Source organism: Roseibacillus ishigakijimensis, assembly GCF_016595415.1.
Taxonomy (GTDB): Bacteria; Verrucomicrobiota; Verrucomicrobiia; order Verrucomicrobiales; family Akkermansiaceae; genus Roseibacillus; species Roseibacillus ishigakijimensis.
Genome location: NZ_JAENIO010000004.1, coordinates 168262 through 185205 on the forward strand (window position 1 = coordinate 168262; position 16944 = coordinate 185205).

Sequence of the window (16944 nt, forward strand, 5' to 3'; positions counted from 1 at the left end):
GTCGTTTCTGGTTGTAATGTGTGTAGCTTGAGAATCGGGGCCTGTGCAAGCCACCAATTCGGGTAATTTTTTTTAGGTGTATTTCAGAACTTCTTCAATGGTGGTGGTGCCATCGTAGATGTTGCGTAGTCCGTCTTCCCGCAGCGTGGTCATCCCCAACTCAATCGCCTTGTGCTTAATGACTACCGAAGGAGCTCGCTCGGTGACCAACTCCTTGATGGGGTCGGACATGTTGAGCAGCTCGAAGAGACCACGGCGGCCGCGATAGCCTCCATGGTTACACTTCTCGCAGCCCGTCCCGGTATAGAACCTCTTGTCGCCCAACTCGTTGGCAGAGAGACCGAGCTGAGCAATAGTAGCTTCATTGGGCTCGTAATCCGCCTTACACTCGGAGCAAATCCGCCGCACGAGACGTTGGGCAAGAACCCCTTCCAACGAAGCTGCCACCAAGAAGGGCTCGGTGCCCATATCGATGAGACGGGTGACCGCCCCCGCAGCATCATTGGTGTGCAGGGTCGAGAGCACCAGGTGACCGGTCAGAGAGGCCTGAATGGCAATTTGTGCAGTCTCCAGGTCCCGAATCTCCCCGACGAGAATCTTGTCCGGGTCCTGACGAAGGAAGGCGCGCAAGACGCGGGCAAAGGTCAAATCGATGGCCTCGTTTACGGGAATCTGGATGATGCCATCCACGTCGTATTCCACCGGGTCCTCGGCAGTGAGGAGCTTGGTGTCGACCCGGTTAATTTCGCGCAGGGCCGCGTAGAGAGTGGTGGTCTTACCCGCCCCAGTGGGGCCGGTGACCACGAAAATGCCGTTGGGCTTCTCGATAGTCTCGCGAATGTAGCTGTCGATCTCGGAGGGAAGGCTCAGGGCATCAAGGTCGAGATTGACCGAAGAACTGTCGAGCACCCGCAGCACTACACTTTCTCCGTGCGTGGTGGGCAGGGAGGAGACCCGCATGTCCACGTGGTGATCGCCCACTTTCTTCACAATGCGGCCATCCTGCGGCACCCGCTTCTCGGCGATGTTCAGGTTGGCCATCACCTTGACGCGGGAAATGATGGAAAGAGCCAGGTGAGCCGGAGGCGGATCCATGGCGTAGAGAGCACCATCCACCCGGTAGCGAATCTGGAAATCATTCTCGAAGGGCTCAAAATGAATATCGGAGGCTTTCTCCTTAATCGCTTGGTGAAGAACGAGGTCCACATAGCGAATGATGGGAGCGGCATTGGCCTCATCCTCCATTTCGCTGGCCGACTTGCTCCCGAATTCTTCCGCCATTTGGCCGAGGACCTCCTGCATCGCTTCGGATTGGTTGCCGGCGTAGAGCTCGTTGAGCTTGGCTTCAACCTGGTCATTGGGAGCGATCACCTGATTGATCGACTGCCCCAGCGCGAACCGCAAATCCTCGATGGTCTGAGGATTGAAAGGATCCGTGAGAGCCACGGTCAAACCGCGCTCGTCCACCAGCAGGGGCAGGGCTCCATGCAGGCGAGCCAATCCGGCGGGCACCATGGCCACCACTTGGCGGGGTGGATTGTAAGAACTGAGGTCAAACACCTCCGTTCCCAATTCCTGAGCGATGATGGGCCAAATGTCGTCTTTGTCGCTGAGAATCTGGTAGTCGGTAAGAAGCTCGCCGACATCTTTGCCGCTCGTCTCCAATTGACTTTTGAGCTCGGCCTGCAAACCGGGCTCCAACATGCCGCGGTTCTGAAAAAGTTCGATGACTTGATGATTATCCATGTCCTGTTTTCGTAAAAAGGGTTCTTAGTTTTCGTCAGCCATCGTCACGCGGATGACTTCTTCCGCCGAGGTCATGCCTCCCAATACTTTCCGGATGCCATCCTCCCGCAGGGTGCGCATACCGAGTTCGCGAGCCCGCTTGCGCAGCTCCGGACTACTCAGATCGTCGTTGATCATGTTGCGGACTTCATCGTCCACCTTGAAAATCTCGAAGATACCCTTCCGCCCCTTGTAGCCACCTTGGCGACACTTCTCACAACCGATGGGGCCGAGGATGTTGTCCGAGGCGGCCCGGTCGCGGTCGATATTGAGGATGCGCATCTCGCGCTCGGTCAAAGGCACGGGGGCCTTGCAGCTCGGGCACAGTTGCCGCACCAGACGCTGGGCGAGCACGGCCCGCACCGCCGAAGCAATGAGGAAACGCTTGATGCCCATATCCGCCAGACGGGCCACCGTGCTGGTGGCATCATTGGTGTGCAGGGTCGAGAACACCAAGTGACCAGTCAACGAGGCGTTCATGGCAATGGTGGCCGTCTCCTTATCCCGAATCTCCCCCACCATGATGATGTTGGGAGCCTGACGAAGCATGGAGCGCAGGGCCGCCGCGAAGGTCATGCCCACATCGGTCTTCACCATCACCTGGTTGATCCCCGCCAGCTGGTATTCCACCGGGTCTTCCACCGTGATGATCTTTTTGTCGGGACGGTTGATTTCGTTGAGACAGGCGTAAAGAGTGGTGGTCTTACCAGAACCGGTGGGACCGGTGACGAGCAGAATCCCGTCGGGGAGAGCCAACATCTCCTTGAAAGTGGCTTCGTCATCGGAAAGGAAGCCGAGCTCGGGCAATCCGAGAGTCAGGGCTGATTTGTCCAAAATACGCATCACCACGCTTTCGCCGTGATTGGAGGGAACGGTGGAAACCCGGAGGTCGACCGACTTGCCCGCAATGCGCATCTGGATGCGGCCGTCCTGCGGCAAGCGCTTTTCCGCGATGCTCATGGAGCCACTCATGACCTTGAGGCGGGCCACCACGGCGGGAAGAAGCTTCTTGGGATGGTTCTCCACCTCCACCAGCTTGCCATCCACCCGGAAACGCACCCGCAGCGTGGTCTCCAAGGGCTCGATGTGAATATCGGATGCCTTTTGCTTGAAGGCATTCATGAGAGTGGTGGTCACGATGCGCACGATAGGCGCATCTTCCTCACTCACTTCCTCCACCCCTTCCATGGTCAAGACCTCAAACTCGGGAATGTCATCCTCGTCGGCCGCGCCCACGCGATAAACGTCCACCAACAAGCGGCGGATATCGGAGAGATTGGCCAAGACCGGATTGATCTCCCGACCCACCGCGTGGGGTAAACTGTCGAGAACCTCGAAATTCAATCCATCGGCGATGGCCACCATCAATTGATTGCCATCATCGTGCACCGGAACGGCTTGGAAGCGTTTGGCCACATCCGAAGTCATCTGAGCCGCAACCTCTTGCGGAATTTCATACTCCGACAAGTCAACCACCTCCATGGAGGCATTCTGCGCGATAACGGAGGTCACTTGCGACTCGTTCACCGCTCCGTCCATAAGGAGCCGATCCACGATCTCGGAAGTGCCCGATCGCTTGATTTCATCCACGACTTCGGGAGAAACCATTCCGGCTTCTACCAACAATTGACTGAGATAATCCTGATTCGAATACACGGGTAGGGTGGTGTGTGCTTGGAAAATACGGAAGCGGACACAGGCCCAGCCTCCATGAAATAACAAATTGCTCCAAACGCCCCCCTCTTGTCAATGCGCCGTGCCAGAAAGGTTGAGAATCCTCCTCGAGGTAAAGCCATCGCCACTACGAAAGAGCGACGAAAGATGCCAAATCTGGCAGGAAAGTGAATTTGACCCGCTCCGCTGAGCAGAAAACCACACCCGCAAGTAACGTTCACACCCCCATTTTCTGAGAAGAATTTTCCAAAATAGGCAAAAATCTCCCCCTTCCCTCCACTTTTCCCTTTCCACGAGCCCTATTTGCGATTTCAAAGCTCCCCATCATGGCAGTCGTCGCAACCAACCTCAAGAAAGGACAGTGCATCAAATACGAAGGGGATCGCGGGATCGTCCTCGGTCTGGAGCACCGCACCCCCGGCAAGGGCAATGCCCTCATCGCCGCCACCATCCGCTCTTTCAACAACGGCAACAAGAAGACCATCCGCTTCGCCTCCTCCGACAAGGTGGAAATCGTGGAGACCGACCGCCAGAAACTCGAGTTCTCTTACTCGGACCCCTCCGGCTACCACTTCATGGACTTGACCACCTACGAGACCGTCAGCTTCGACGAGTCGCTCGTCGGCGACGCCAAGGACTTCATGAAAGAAGGCCAGGAAGTGGAAATCCTCTTCCTCGAAGGCGAGGCCGTCTCCATCGACCTCCCCACCAATGTCGAGCTCACCGTCACCGAGTCCTCCGAGGGCATCAAGGGTGACACCGCCAACAACCCCACCAAGCCCGCCACTCTCGAGACCGGCATCACCATCCAGGTCCCCCTCTTTGTCAAAGAAGGCGATGTCCTCAAGGTGAATACCGAAGATGGCAGCTACGTGGGCCGCGCCTGAGCCGATCCACCATTTCATTTTCTCAAAAAGCTGACCCGAGGGTCAGCTTTTTTTGTCGCCCGGATGAAACCGCAAGAACCGGAGTGCGTATCTTTCCGGCCCGTGCCAGTGTCCCGGTGTGAAAACGATCCGCAAAAAACCGTTTCCCAGCCCGAACCTCATGCCCCCCTCCCCTGACAAAACCGACTGCCAGCGTTGGGAGGCGGTTTGCCGAAACGACGCGGAGGCCGACGGGGAGTTTTACTACGCGGTGAAAACGACGGGCGTTTACTGCCGCCCCTCGTGTCCGTCGCGCCAGCCCCTGCGGAAAAACGTCGTCTTCCATGATTCGCGCCAAAGCGCCGAGGAAGCCGGATTCCGCCCCTGCAAGCGTTGCCAGCCGGACGGGGGGACGCTGGCGGAAGACTACGCCCGCAAGGTGGCCGCCGCCTGCCGCGCTATCGAAGACGCGGAAGAAGCCCCGGCCCTGGACGAACTGGCCTGCGGGGCGGCGATGAGCAAATTCCATTTCCACCGGGTTTTCGTCCAACTCACCGGGCTCACACTGAAAGCCTACGGCAAGGCGCACCGGGCCGGACGGGTGCGGCAGAAGCTGGCGCGGGGAGGCTCCGTGACGGAAGCCATCCACGGTGCGGGCTACGGCTCGGGCAGCCGGTTTTACGAAGAGTCCTCGCAAATTCTCGGCATGAAACCACAAAGCTACCGCGACGGGGGAGTGGGAGAAACGATTCGTTTTGCCGTCGGCGAGTGCTCGCTCGGGGCCGTCCTGGTGGCATCATCGGAAAAGGGAATCTGCGCCCTCTCCCTCGGCGACGAACCGGAAAAACTCGTGCGCGAGCTTCAGGATCAGTTTTCCAAGGCAGACTTGGTAGGCGGCGACCGGGATTACGAGAAGCTCGTGTCGGAAGTCATCGGCTTCCTCGAAACGCCCCGCACAGGTTGGACCCTTCCCCTCGATGTGCGCGGCACCGCATTTCAGATTCGCGTCTGGAACGCCCTGCGGGAAATTCCACCGGGCCGCACGCTCGGCTACCGCGAACTGGCCGAACGAATTGGCTGCCCGAAATCAGCGCGGGCCGTCGCCAGCGCCTGTGCCGCCAACAAAATCGCGGTCGCCATCCCCTGCCACCGCGTGACGCGCAGCGACGGAACCCTCTCCGGCTACCGCTGGGGCGTCACACGGAAGCGGACCCTCATCGAGCGGGAAGGAAGTTGAGAACCTGTCAGAAACTTTCATTTCAGCCGCAGAAAAGCTCAAAAGACGCAAAGAGAGAGAATTTTAAAGAACCTGTCTTCTACGAATTTTGAGCCATCTTGGGGCTAAGAAAGCAAGCCCGGTCAGTATTTAAGAATCTCCCTGGAATCCCTACCGATTGATTATGGAACTCGATTTTCCCGAAACAGACCTTCCCCGCTCCGTTCTCCCCTACGATGGAGACACGACCTATTACGGGCCTATTTTTACCCGCAGAAAAGCGGAAGACTACCTGCGCGTTCTTCTCGACGAAATCCCCTGGCAGCACGACGAGGCCGTCATCTTCGGAAAGCACATTGTCACCGCGCGCAAGGTGGCTTGGTATGGGGACGCGCGCTACGATTACACCTACTCGGGCCGCACCCGCACCGCACGGCCGTGGACTCCCGAGTTGCTGGAAATCAAGACCGAGGTCGAGCGACTGGGCGGTTCAACTTACAATTCCTGCCTGCTCAATCTCTACGCCGACGGCACGCAGGGCATGGGCTGGCACCACGACGACGAGAAGGGGCTGGGGAAAAACTCGGACATCGCCTCCGTCAGCTTCGGGGCCACCCGGCGATTCGATTTCCGCCACAAAGCGAGCAAGGAAAAAGTGAGCCTACCCCTTCCTCCCGGCAGCCTACTCATCATGCGCGGCATCACCCAGGCCTGCTGGCAACACCAGCTGCCAAAGAGCAAAAAAATTATCGAACCGCGGGTCAACCTGACCTTCCGCCACATGCTCCTTAGCGAAACCCGCATTGCCGGGGAGGACGAATCAGGACGGATTCGCTGAGCACAACCGCAAGCGGACCACACCAGCCGAAACCCTGGGACGACCAAAGGCCCTCACTCCGCTAATGCCGCGAGAACATCCCGAGGACTGATGGTGATGGAGCCACCGAGCAAAGAATTCTTGTTCAATCACGCGAAGCAACTAATTTATCCCCATGCCTGAGGGAATCACCATCGACCCTGCCATCTGCCACGGCAAGCCGGTCTTGCAAGGCACCCGGGTACTCGTCTCGACCATTCTCGGCGCTCTCGCGGGTGGCGATTCCCCTCTCGAGGTTGCTGAAGACTACGCCATTTCCCCGGAGCAAATTTCCGCCGCTCTCGACTTCGCTAGCAGAATCACCGACTTTCAGACGACTACCTACGACGAGGTGGCATGAGGTTTCTACTCGATGAGAACTTTCCGAAAGCGGCGGGAGACCTCCTCCACGAATTGGGCTTCGAGCCTCTGAGGGCACAGCAGATCTGTGGCCCAGGTGCCGCAGACTCCGCTGTTCTCGCCCTCGCCCGTCAAAAGCAAGCAGCGCTACTCACCACCGACAGGGATTTCTTCCACACCCTCGCAGTCTTAGAACCGGACCATTATGGAATCGTTGTCATCGCCCTCAAGCAACCCTCCCGGTCTGCCATTGTGACCAAATTACGCTGGTTCTTGGAAAACATCCCCTTGGAAAACCTTCCCAAAAGAGCCTTTCAACTTCGTGACCGCACCTGGCTCTGCCAGCCCCCCCTCGTTAGCTGACCCGGCCCTCACTCCGCTAATGCCGCGAGAACATCCCGGCCACTGATTTCGCTGAGAAAGGCCAATTCCGCACGCAGGGTTTGCCACGCGGGTTGGCCCGTAGCCTCCGCCTTTCCGCAGGGGGTGCACGAGGCAAAACCGGGATAGCCCTCCCCGGCCGCCGGGTCATCCTGCGCCGTAGGCAGGGAAAGCAAGGGACGCCCCGAGCCCGGCTGCCGCCGGAAACCGAGAGGGTGCAGCCAACAGGGAAAGGGCTTCCAAAACCAGGGGTGCCGCCCCTCGGCCATGGCCCGGCTCTGCAACCGGCAATGATGCTTTTCATCCAAAAAGACACAACGGGTGCGGGGAAAATGCCCGGGATAGCCCACCCCCAGCTCTTCCTCACCGGCCGCCACCGTGCGGGTCTTCAGCCGACGCCCCCGCTGCTCGAAGTGCTCACCGGGAAACTCCCCCGTCAGCACCGTCTGCTCCTCCGGCCCCACGAACACGCCATCGTGACAACACATGGCCCGGCAACGCGACAGCTCACACAAGCGCAACGGCGTGCGAAAGCTCTCCCCATCCAGGGCCGCCTCGCGCACGGTCTGGGCCAGGTCGGCTTCAAGATGGGGAAATGCAGTGTGCGCCATCCCCCGCATTTAGTCGGCGGCGGCCTCCATGGCGAGCACACTCTGCGCGGCCGATTCCCGTAAAACACGCGCCACAGGCTCGGAGACCTCGAACGCGTCAAAACGGCGCGGTGGCTTCTCGGCCTCTTTCTCGAAAATCGTTCCGTAAGTCACGAGAGCCGCCAGATAACTGCCCGCCGGAGAAGCGTGATAGTGATCGGGGTCGTAAAGGGCTTCCGCCGGGAGTGAAGACAATGCCTTCGTAAAAGCCGAACCCACCGGAGCCCGCCGCACCCGCCGACCCGGAAACTCCGCGCGGAGACGATCTGCCAACTCACGATAACCGCTCACCAGCTCCCGATCCATCGCCGCAAAGGACGGGAATTTCGGCAGCAGCCCCCGATAAAAACCGTGCTCGGGACTGCGCGCCCAAGTTTGATAAAGCACAATCCCAGCCTGAGGAGAAGTCTTCCAGATGAGAGCCGCCAGCTCCTTTCCCTCCCGGAAAAAAGCCTCCCGATCCCCCACCCGAGTCGGTTTTGTGCTGTAATTTTGCAACACCACCCAATCCCACTGCCTACTGGCAATCAGAAGGCGCGTTTCCTCGCTTTCCAGATGAAATCGCCAATCCTTACCACCCACCGCCCGCATCGTCGCCCCCACCTCTTGCCCCTCCTCTCGCGCAATGGTTTCAAAGATCGCCGGAACCCCGCCATGCTCCTGCACGCGAGCATCATGCCCATGGACAAAGCTATTGCCGATGAAGAGGATTTCACCTCCTGAAACAAGGCCGGAAGTGATCAGAACAAGAGAGAGGGCGCGCCACATAGAAATGAGAACGCACCCCCTCCTCCATTCTTTCCGCCAAATTGAGAGCTGTCTTTTACTCCTCCACTTCAGAGGGCAGAGGTGAGAAGCCATGGCCTCCTTGCGAACTGGTGCCCAGGACCGCTCCATGGTCACTCTGCTTCAACACCCCTCCCGTGCTGCGGGCCCCCTGCACCTCCAGGGCGGCGAACCCCTCTTCCACAGTAGTCATTTCTTCAGCGCTAAGCACCAGCTCGGAATCACGGCTCCAGAAGGAATACTCGTTTTGCACCGCCGTGACCGCTTGCTCTCGATGAGCCCACCTCGGAAAGCCCGAAATGCAAAACTTTCCCCTCCGCGGTCCACTCTTTGACCGTCCCGGCCACTTCCTCAATGGGAATGTCCGGGTCGATGCGATGCTGATAAAGAGGGTCAATCCGGTCGGTGCCCCGGCGCCGGAGCGACTCCTCGATCACTTTGCAGATGTTTTCGGGCCGACTATTGGTGCCTTGAATGCTTCCTTCCGGTCCAATAGTGAAGCCAAATTTAGTGGCGATGACCACCTCGTCGCGAGCCGCCCCCAAGCGCCTCTCCCACCCGCAACTCACTTTTCATGGACTTGCTGACCCCGTCACCCGACAAGCTGAAATCTCTGAAATTTCCAATCCCTCAAAAAGCCCCAAGCGAGGAGTTTTTTAATTTTCGAAACGCTTCCTTTCGGTAGAGATGACATCATGAAAGCTCACGTCACCAGCTGCCAAATCCTTCTTTGCCTGTTGTGGTGCGCCATTTGTGCTGGACGAGCTTCTGCGCAGCTCCCCGATTACACAGGGTTGGCAGGCTCGACCTCGCTGGAAACGAATATCTGGCGGAGGGGTTTTAGCTACCCATGCGGGTTCAGCTTCCAAAACACGGGAACAGGCGGAACCCCCGGAGTGCAGGGAGTGCTCCGCTACCAGCTCGTGCCGAATTCCGGAACGACTCCTCCAGTCCGCCTGCAATGGCGCATTCGGGATGACTCTGCCATACAGACGCAAGATCGCCCGATATCCTTTCCATCATCCAATGGAGGGAACACGGAAGTGTCCGGATATCTCGTTACCCCGAATTCGATTCCCGACGGGTATTATACCCTCAGGGTCTTTCTGGATTCGGACGACCGCTTCCTAGAAAGCAACGAGACGAACAACTTCTTTGTCATCTCCAGCAATATCTCGGTGATCAGCACTCCTGACATGGTTCCCGATGGGACTGCAGCCCTGACGGTCACCGGGAGTAACGTGGTCCGGGACGCGGGACAGTCCTTTACCGTGAATGCGCGGATTCGGAATGATGGAGATAATGTTTCGATTCCCTCCTACTTGGTGGCGTTTTACCTCGTGGATCCGTCTGATACGTTCCTCAATCCCGATGAAGCCCATTTCCTCGGCTATGGGTCGGCTCCTGCCCTGACGACAGCCCTGCAGAATACCCCGGGTTATGTCACCGCGAGCGCGACCTTCAATCTGCCTTCTGATTTGGCCTTGCCGGAATACCGCCTCGGCGTGCGACTCGATCCTTTCGACGATGTGACTGAATATTCCGACATGGGGGTGGGCGAATACAATTGGCATACGAACAATTATTTCCTCTCTCCCTCTGACGAAAGTGTCGGCGTCCGCTATGTGATTGAGCGACCCGACTACAGCTCGGACAATGGCCAAAGTTCCATGAGTCCCACGACGATCCCGGCGGGTGAATACGTCACTTTCAGCGGCCGGGTGCGTAACACAAGAACTTTCACCAGCCCGAATATCACGACCATCCGGCACTTCATTCGCTTTGGTTTCTCGGGTATTCCCATTTCCTTGGGGACAACCTTCATCCCTTCGATTCCGGCAAACGGGACCTACGAATTCACCGCCGTTCTACAAATCCCCCCCAACCAACCGCCAGGAGACTACCAGTATCTCTTCGACATTGATGATGCCGGAGTGGTGCCTGAATACGATGAGACCAATAACCGTGGCTATCTTTTCGGGACAGATCTCACCGTGACCGCTCCGCAGTTGCCGGATATCGTGGCGAACGGATTACAGTTTTCCCCCTCCTCGGTGGCCCCTGGAGACGAGTTGACGGTGGAGGTGAACTTGGAGAATACGGGCTATTCTTCCACCGGGTCCTTCAACGGAACGTTCTATCTCTCGCAAGATACCGTGCTGGCCAATAACGACGATATTCTCCTCGGCACACGCACCGTATCCGGCGGGCTGTCGGCAGGCCAGAGCGCGAACTTCACCCCCACACTCACCATTCCCTCCGGCACGGCCTATGGTGAATACCGCCTAGGAGTTATTCTCGATTCTGGTTCGCAGGTTGAGGAGCTGTTCGAGACGAATAACTCCCTTTTACTGACTTCTCCCCTGCTCACCGTGAGCCCTGATGGTAACCCGCTCCTGCCAGACTTGCGGCCGATCTCCACGACATTCGAGCCCACTCGGGCGGACTTCGAGGAGCTCGTATCGTTGACGGTAGATATCAAGAACCAAGGCACCTCTGCAGCCTCCGGCGTGATATGCCACGCTTACCTCAGCTTGGATAATGTGGCGGGCAACGCGGACGATATTCCGGTGGGCAACGTGAATCTAGGGGGAATTGGCATCGCGGCCACTGAGTCGGGCAAAATTGATTTCAAAATGCCCGGAAAGGGAGCCCCCGTGGGGATGTATCGGGTTGTCCTCGTCGCGGATGAAACCGATTCCGTGGCGGAAAGCAATGAGACGAACAACACCTACCTCTCGGGCCCTCTCTTGCAGCTTTTGCCAGCCGACGACGACTACTTCGCAAAGCTGGTAGCGACTGGAGCCTCGGCGAGTCCAGCCCTGGTCATTCCCGGCCAAACTGTTGATACGATCGTCACCGTAGTGAACAAAGGCGGCTCGAGTGCAGCAGGAGTTGAAACCGCTCTTGTGCTGAGCCTGAATGACACCATCGGGGATGCGGATGATGTTCTGTTGGAAAGCATCGGACCCGATCAGATCGATTTGTCGGAAACAGGAAAAGTCGATGCGAGGGCGATCAAGATCCCTGAAGGAACTTCTCCAGGGAGCTACAATATCGGCTGGGAGGTGGACCCCGACAACCTCATCCCCCAAGATTCCAGCTCAGGGAACAGAATCTCCGTTCCCATCATCGTCCGTGAGAGAAGGTTTCATGCCGCCATTGTCCAGCGCGACTCGGACCATCATATCGTCGAGTTACGTGAAACGGACCCCGCCTACAGATACCGGGTCATGAGCAGCTGGAATTTGCAGGATTGGAAGGAGAGCGACTTTCAAAAAGGCTCATTCGATGTCCCGCTGGTCTTCCAGATTAAAGTCGACGAGAATCTGGCAGAGCAACGGTACTTTCACCAGGGGGAAGAGCACTAATCGACATCGCCCGATGTTGCATGCGAAACGACAGCAAGCCAGACCGCAGAAACAACTCGCCTGCCTCCATACACTTATCAATATTCGCACATCTCTCAATGAGTATTGAGTAGGCTGCGCCTCACGAGAGCGTTTTGACAGGGTCCGGGGTTTTTATTGCGGTCGCCAACAGGCTCCAGTTGGTTCTCGAGCTAGCCCGAGCTCAAGGTAGGAAGGCCTCGCCGTGTAAAGGCCGAGACATCCCTACCGAGCCATTTGCGGTGACATCCCTACCGACTCACCGCTCAGCGAGGAATCGTCCCGTGGCGGATTCTCCCACCTTGGCGAGTTCGTTCCGCGGGCCAGCGGCGACGAGACGGCCCCCCTCCTTTCCCCCCGTCCAGACCGAGGTCGATGACCACTTCGTCGCGAACCGCCCCCAAAGCCTCTCCCTCCCGCAACTCACTGGCTTTGCCCCATGGCTTGCCAGCTAACAGACCATCCCTCCCCTCTCAACCAAGAGAAGAATCACCCCGAAACACGTAAATCACTCATTTTAAATATTTAAAAGGAACACAGAATTCACTTTTCACGGCCTAACCCCATCGCCCTGCGGGGCTGGCAGGTCTGCGGCTGCGGCTGCGGCTGACGGCTTTGCCGGCAGCGGGAGCAGCCGACGCCCGGCTCCGACACAACGAAGTGGAGCGGCTGCAACCTGGCGACGACGTGCGAGGAACGAGCGCCGAGGAGTCCAGCCGCAGCCCAGCGGAACGCCCCACGAACCACCGGCGCGCGAGCGACGGCGCGACTCGTGCGGGTGCCCTTGTTTTTGATTCCGGCGACAGCCGCACTCGGGCACCCACTAGCACGAGGCGTGACGGAGCGGTCGTTTGCTCTTGCGCCCGGGTGGTCGTCCGATTTCACCGGCAGGCCTACGACGCACGACCCCGCATGAACGCCCGGAGGATGAGGAAGAGAATTCCCTCATTTGAGGAGATCGCGGATATCTGGTTGATCCCCATTGGCGTCTTTAAGAAGATCAAGAGCATTGGCGAGGGTTTCACGGTAACCCTTCATTGTCTCTTCTTTCCGGGGAGCCAACCAGAAGTATTCAAAGCAGTACTGGTAATTCTCTTTGAGATGTTTTTCTCCGATTTGGGATGGTGCAGGGAAGGTAGGATCCGCTTTCACAACATTTGATCCGACACCCCCGAAAGGATCGTCTGAACTAGGTCCTCCATGCTTCGCGATAAAATCCTCTCGCTTCTTCTCGATTTCAGCCTCGGTTGGATGCCGGACATACTCGTCATAAATTTCCACATACGATTCTTTGTTTCTCAAAAAATCGAGGGCAATCAGACGTATTCGATCACCCGCTTCGGCTGGGTCTAGTTCTTCGATGACCTCTTCGCCCTGTCCTTCGATCTCCGCCCCTAATGAAAGCATGAATTCCTCAAACTTTTTGCCCTGCTCTTTCCAGTTTGCTTCCGACGTGACGCCCGACTCGACTTCCTGAACATAATCCATCACGTCTTTAACTAAAGCGTCGCTCGCGCTGCAAATACAGATCAGAATCGACCAAACACATAGATGCGATAAAATCTTCATGGGAAATATATTTTAATTTTTAAGCTTAGACCACCAATCGGCCTCTGGTTCTCGTCCGATATTGGTTCCACAATGAACCTCCCCTTGAAAGGTATGGAAAAAATACCATACATCCTTGGCTGATGCGTTTCCGAGAACGGGTTCAACAGCCTCTTTGAATACGTCTTTACTCTGTCCGTCACGAGGACCGAACTGCTCAGGGTAAAATGTAGTTCCGTCGATCTGCTGGCTGTTTACGGCATTCGGCACGAATGATTTTCCACTGTTCGCCGATCGGGCGTGGAACAGCACGGGAACGGGTTTCTTTGCTACTTCCTGGGGGATGACGTTCAATGCAGCGTCGATCTTCGTCTTCAGGTCCCTGTTGTAGTCAAGAAAGCTCGAGTCCGAGAGGACCTCTCCTACTGTAATCGGCGCGGGGAGTCCTTTCTGCGAAATACCTAAATCCAGCGCGAGCTCGTCCGGCCACCACAACACTTCGTCCGACTCCATAATCACGAAGTAGTCGTCTTTCTTGGGCGCGGAAAACCATCCTTCGTTTCCAGATCGGGTATTCTGGCGTGGATCTCGAAACCTAGCGGAACCGCCGAGTGAGGTTGATCCGGTTCGGTAACATAGGTCGATCGTGAGAGTGATTTTTCCTTGATACGTGCCGTCCTCCTGCTCGCCGACAGTCTTTATTCGAGCCATTTGGCCTTTTCCACCCCCAGTCGCAATCCTAATGTATCCACCTTCATATTTCTCCCAGGCTGCTCCGTTTGTTGCGTGTGATGCCGTTGTTACCACGGTCAGGTTCGAAAAGCTTCCAGCGTCTTGCGCTATCTGGGCTGTAACTGGCCGTGAGGAACCGGCTGAAAACAGGACCCCTCTGAGCTTTTCGTCCACTGTAGAAAAACCATTTAGTAGGTCGGCACCAGCTTTTGGGTCAGCCACGAGAGCGGTTCCATCTTCGCGGAAGGCGATGATCTCATCGACATGGGCGACTGACAGATAACTCACGTCAATGCCGCCGGGATTGGCTCCGTCGGCACTCGCTCCGAGTGGAAGCTGATGTTCCTGTGCCACGAGAAATTTTCTGAGGTTGATCCCCATGTTCGAGCCGTAAACGATCCGACCGAGAGGGAAACCGGTGTGTGGCGGGCAAAGTTCAAGGTTCCCACCGAAGTCAGCTGAGCCGTTTCCGAAACTGTCGCCGATTCCAAACACGCCCTTTTCGGGTCCCAGGAACTCCGTAAGCACCCAATTGGGCAATTTGTCGGAACCGTAAGGAAGAATGAAGGTCAGCCCGTGGGCGGCACCTCCGGGATATTGGGTGTAACCAATTTCAGCGTGGTCTTGAGTGAACTGGCTCGGAGCATTGCTGATGACGTTCGCTTTTGGCAAGTTTTGCAGAACTGGGTTTTGATCGACCTGACTTACGAAAGTCGTCTTGGCTTGTGAAGACCGGTCGACCATCAACCAAGGAGCAACTTTGAGTTTGACCGTATCGCCTTCGGAGCGTTGCCCATTGATTTCGTATTCAATTGTGAATTCGATTTCACCGCTGAATTTATTGGTCGCATATGGGAGGGTGCCACCGACAACGTGCATTCCCCGCAAAAGGACGCCTTCGATCCCGAACTCGAAATCGCCCTCGCTATTCTCCCGAGTTTCTTCAAAATTAGTGGCGTCTTTGTTGACCCATTTTGTGATTTCGATATCGAGTTCGTTGCTGTCGTCGTCGGTCCAAGGGCGTCCGTCAGAGAGAATGCCGCCCCAGATTGCGTCCGTTCCTGCCTTACGTTTCGGGAACAAGTGGATTGCCTTGTAGTCCTCGGATTCTGCGACTTTGAGAAATACTTTCCCATCTTCCCCGAGTCCGTCGACGGGAGCAATCAGGAGGGGTGCCAAATCCTTAGCGTCGTCTTCGTTTTCGATCTTCCAGTTTTCGTAGTCTGGCTGAGTTTGATTTCGCCACCACAACGCTCCGTCAGGCGCTGGTTTCCCATCATGGGTGTTGTTCCCGTCCCGGTCGAAATTTACTTGGTAGATCGCACCGCGTTCATTTGTCCATTCATCCTCTCCCGCTTCGTCCGCCGCGTCGGCTTCACCGCTTCGATCAGTGTCGACCTTTAAGTCCACGGGCAGGAGGAAAGCCAGTTCCTCATCAGCAGTTCCTCCATCCAAGCGAGCGACGGCCAAGCCGCTGTCGAGCATGTCGAGAACCTCGGCAGAAAGTCGACCGGGAGGAAGGAAATCAACCACGTTCTGCCATTTCCCATTAGCCCAAATCTTGTCTTCAGCTGCAAGCCAGCCTTGTTTGCTTACCCCCGTTACCCTCCCCGCTGCTTGGGTGCGGCTAGCCAGAAAGTTGCCACCATTCTTGGCTACCATGAGACCGCTCTCGCCAGATGCGAGATTCCAAACACTTTCCACACCACCTATTTCTTGTTTGAACGTTGCGGAACGCGCCTCGCCAGCTCCACTCCCGGTCGCGAAAGCCGTCCCATATTGCTTCGTCTGCCAGTCAAAGCGCCAGTAGGAATTTTCCGAGACGATGTTGCCATTCTCTTCGATACGACAAGCAGTCGACTGATGGGAAGTATCACGCAAGTGTATTTCATTATGAGCGGTAAACAGTGAGCCTTCAAAGCCTGACCCCCCTTTACTGTAGACTGCAAAGTATTCGCTCCCAGTGGGGCCCCCGAAGCGAGTATCCAAAATATCGTCCGGATGTGAAATCCCCGGGTATTCAGAATGAATATCATATCGAGTATACTGCTGTCCTTCTGGAGCTTCGAGATTCCAAAGGCCCTCAACTTGCCCCTGAGAAGTATTTGTAAGCCATACGCCTAGAACTGAATCGCGCACAAAGGGAATCCTTGCATCAGAATGAAATGTGTCGGCCGGATTATCTGTCCCCTCATCTCCTAGAGTGATCATCCCATGCTCAAAAGTGTGGACATCAAGCTTTCTATCAACCAATAGCATAGAATCGCTGGTTCCATTCACATTGCGGGAGAAGAGAGCTGAGGGAAGAGGAATGAAATCAGCAAGAGAAACGTCCTCCGGGTTCGTAATATCGAGAGGAACAACTACGAAATTAGGTTCAGCCCCCCGCCGCCAATCGATCACTGCATCAAGGGGATCGGCATCTTCGCCATTGCTAACGCCATCACCATCAGCATCCAAGTCCGGACTCTTTGCGGGGGAACTATCAGGATCCTCCCCATCTGGAATGCCATCGCCATCGCTATCTGGCGAGGTTGCATCACTTTCTCCTACCAGAATTTCATAACCATCCGTCATGCCATCGCCATCGGTGTCGGTCTGGTTGCGGTCGGTTCCGAGATAGTTCTCCAGGCTGTCGGAGAGGCCGTCGAGATCGGCGTCGGGCCCCGGGGGCAGGCCGCTCAGGCCCTCGAAGCGGAGG

14 protein-coding genes are annotated in these 16944 nt (G+C 56.7%); 6 read left to right on the plus strand and 8 right to left on the minus strand.

What is annotated here, in order from left to right:
• Window positions 1-72: 72 nt before the first annotated feature.
• Entirely contained in the window at window positions 73-1746 is a 1674-nt protein-coding gene (locus JIN78_RS02885; protein ID WP_200390428.1) for a GspE/PulE family protein, read from the minus strand.
• 24 nt (window positions 1747-1770) lie between these two features.
• Window positions 1771-3441, minus strand: a complete 1671-nt coding sequence (locus JIN78_RS02890) for a GspE/PulE family protein (protein WP_200390429.1) — start codon at window positions 3439-3441, stop codon at window positions 1771-1773.
• A gap of 344 nt (window positions 3442-3785) precedes the next feature.
• Here JIN78_RS02890 and efp point away from each other — a divergent pair, with 344 nt between their 5' ends.
• From efp to JIN78_RS02915, 5 genes are all read left to right on the plus strand, one after another.
• A complete protein-coding gene (efp, locus tag JIN78_RS02895) occupies window positions 3786-4346 on the plus strand; it encodes an elongation factor P (protein WP_234037743.1) in 561 nt (186 codons plus the stop codon).
• Window positions 4347-4506: 160 nt separating this feature from the next.
• On the plus strand, window positions 4507-5562 hold the full coding sequence (gene ada / locus JIN78_RS02900) for a bifunctional DNA-binding transcriptional regulator/O6-methylguanine-DNA methyltransferase Ada (protein WP_200390430.1): 1056 nt from the start codon (window positions 4507-4509) through the stop codon (window positions 5560-5562).
• 163 nt (window positions 5563-5725) lie between these two features.
• The gene (locus tag JIN78_RS02905) at window positions 5726-6379 is read left to right on the plus strand and encodes an alpha-ketoglutarate-dependent dioxygenase AlkB family protein (RefSeq protein ID WP_200390431.1); all 654 of its coding nucleotides are present in this window, start codon (window positions 5726-5728) and stop codon (window positions 6377-6379) included.
• Window positions 6380-6533: 154 nt separating this feature from the next.
• Window positions 6534-6758: a DUF433 domain-containing protein gene (locus JIN78_RS02910; RefSeq protein WP_200390432.1), complete on the plus strand. Its 225-nt coding sequence runs from the start codon at window positions 6534-6536 to the stop codon at window positions 6756-6758.
• The gene (locus JIN78_RS02915; protein WP_200390433.1) at window positions 6755-7120 is read left to right on the plus strand and encodes a DUF5615 family PIN-like protein; all 366 of its coding nucleotides are present in this window, start codon (window positions 6755-6757) and stop codon (window positions 7118-7120) included. Before JIN78_RS02910 ends, JIN78_RS02915 begins: the two co-directional genes overlap by 4 nt.
• Window positions 7121-7128: 8 nt before the next feature.
• Here the strand turns inward: JIN78_RS02915 and JIN78_RS02920 are convergent, their stop codons facing one another.
• From JIN78_RS02920 to JIN78_RS02935, 4 genes are read right to left on the minus strand one after another with little or no spacing between them, the layout of a single operon-like run.
• Window positions 7129-7749 carry a DUF3109 family protein gene (locus JIN78_RS02920; RefSeq protein WP_200390434.1) on the minus strand — a complete coding sequence of 207 codons (621 nt, stop codon included), beginning with the start codon at window positions 7747-7749 and terminating at the stop codon, window positions 7129-7131.
• Between the two features lie 9 nt (window positions 7750-7758).
• Window positions 7759-8556: an SGNH/GDSL hydrolase family protein gene (locus JIN78_RS02925; protein WP_200390435.1), complete on the minus strand. Its 798-nt coding sequence runs from the start codon at window positions 8554-8556 to the stop codon at window positions 7759-7761.
• 55 nt (window positions 8557-8611) lie between these two features.
• Entirely contained in the window at window positions 8612-8767 is a 156-nt protein-coding gene (locus JIN78_RS02930; RefSeq protein WP_200390436.1) for a hypothetical protein, read from the minus strand.
• 28 nt (window positions 8768-8795) lie between these two features.
• Window positions 8796-9143 (minus strand): aldo/keto reductase, encoded by a 348-nt coding sequence (locus tag JIN78_RS02935; protein WP_200390437.1) that lies wholly within the window; start codon window positions 9141-9143, stop codon window positions 8796-8798.
• Window positions 9144-9269: 126 nt separating this feature from the next.
• Here JIN78_RS02935 and JIN78_RS02940 point away from each other — a divergent pair, with 126 nt between their 5' ends.
• Entirely contained in the window at window positions 9270-11945 is a 2676-nt protein-coding gene (locus JIN78_RS02940) for a CARDB domain-containing protein (RefSeq protein ID WP_200390438.1), read from the plus strand.
• 963 nt (window positions 11946-12908) lie between these two features.
• Here JIN78_RS02940 and JIN78_RS02945 read toward each other — a convergent pair.
• Both JIN78_RS02945 and JIN78_RS02950 read right to left on the minus strand, forming a co-directional pair.
• The gene (locus tag JIN78_RS02945; RefSeq protein WP_200390439.1) at window positions 12909-13532 is read right to left on the minus strand and encodes a hypothetical protein; all 624 of its coding nucleotides are present in this window, start codon (window positions 13530-13532) and stop codon (window positions 12909-12911) included.
• Window positions 13533-13544: 12 nt separating this feature from the next.
• Window positions 13545-16944, minus strand: a 3400-nt coding sequence (locus JIN78_RS02950; protein WP_200390440.1) for a protein-arginine deiminase family protein, incomplete at its 5' end; no start/stop codon positions are given.

Excerpts from the sequence above, each read along its gene's own strand:
- ada (WP_200390430.1), top strand. The coding sequence starts at position 4,507 with ATGCCCCCCTCCCCTGACAAAACCGACTGCCAGCGTTGGGAGGCGGTT.
- JIN78_RS02905 (WP_200390431.1), top strand. The coding sequence starts at position 5,726 with ATGGAACTCGATTTTCCCGAAACAGACCTTCCCCGCTCCGTTCTCCCC.
- JIN78_RS02945 (WP_200390439.1), bottom strand. The coding sequence starts at position 13,532 with ATGAAGATTTTATCGCATCTATGTGTTTGGTCGATTCTGATCTGTATT.
- JIN78_RS02920 (WP_200390434.1), bottom strand. The coding sequence starts at position 7,749 with ATGGCGCACACTGCATTTCCCCATCTTGAAGCCGACCTGGCCCAGACC.
- efp (WP_234037743.1), top strand. The coding sequence starts at position 3,786 with ATGGCAGTCGTCGCAACCAACCTCAAGAAAGGACAGTGCATCAAATAC.
- JIN78_RS02910 (WP_200390432.1), top strand. The coding sequence starts at position 6,534 with ATGCCTGAGGGAATCACCATCGACCCTGCCATCTGCCACGGCAAGCCG.
- JIN78_RS02925 (WP_200390435.1), bottom strand. The coding sequence starts at position 8,556 with ATGTGGCGCGCCCTCTCTCTTGTTCTGATCACTTCCGGCCTTGTTTCA.
- JIN78_RS02885 (WP_200390428.1), bottom strand. The coding sequence starts at position 1,746 with ATGGATAATCATCAAGTCATCGAACTTTTTCAGAACCGCGGCATGTTG.
- JIN78_RS02915 (WP_200390433.1), top strand. The coding sequence starts at position 6,755 with ATGAGGTTTCTACTCGATGAGAACTTTCCGAAAGCGGCGGGAGACCTC.
- JIN78_RS02930 (WP_200390436.1), bottom strand. The coding sequence starts at position 8,767 with ATGACTACTGTGGAAGAGGGGTTCGCCGCCCTGGAGGTGCAGGGGGCC.
- JIN78_RS02940 (WP_200390438.1), top strand. The coding sequence starts at position 9,270 with ATGAAAGCTCACGTCACCAGCTGCCAAATCCTTCTTTGCCTGTTGTGG.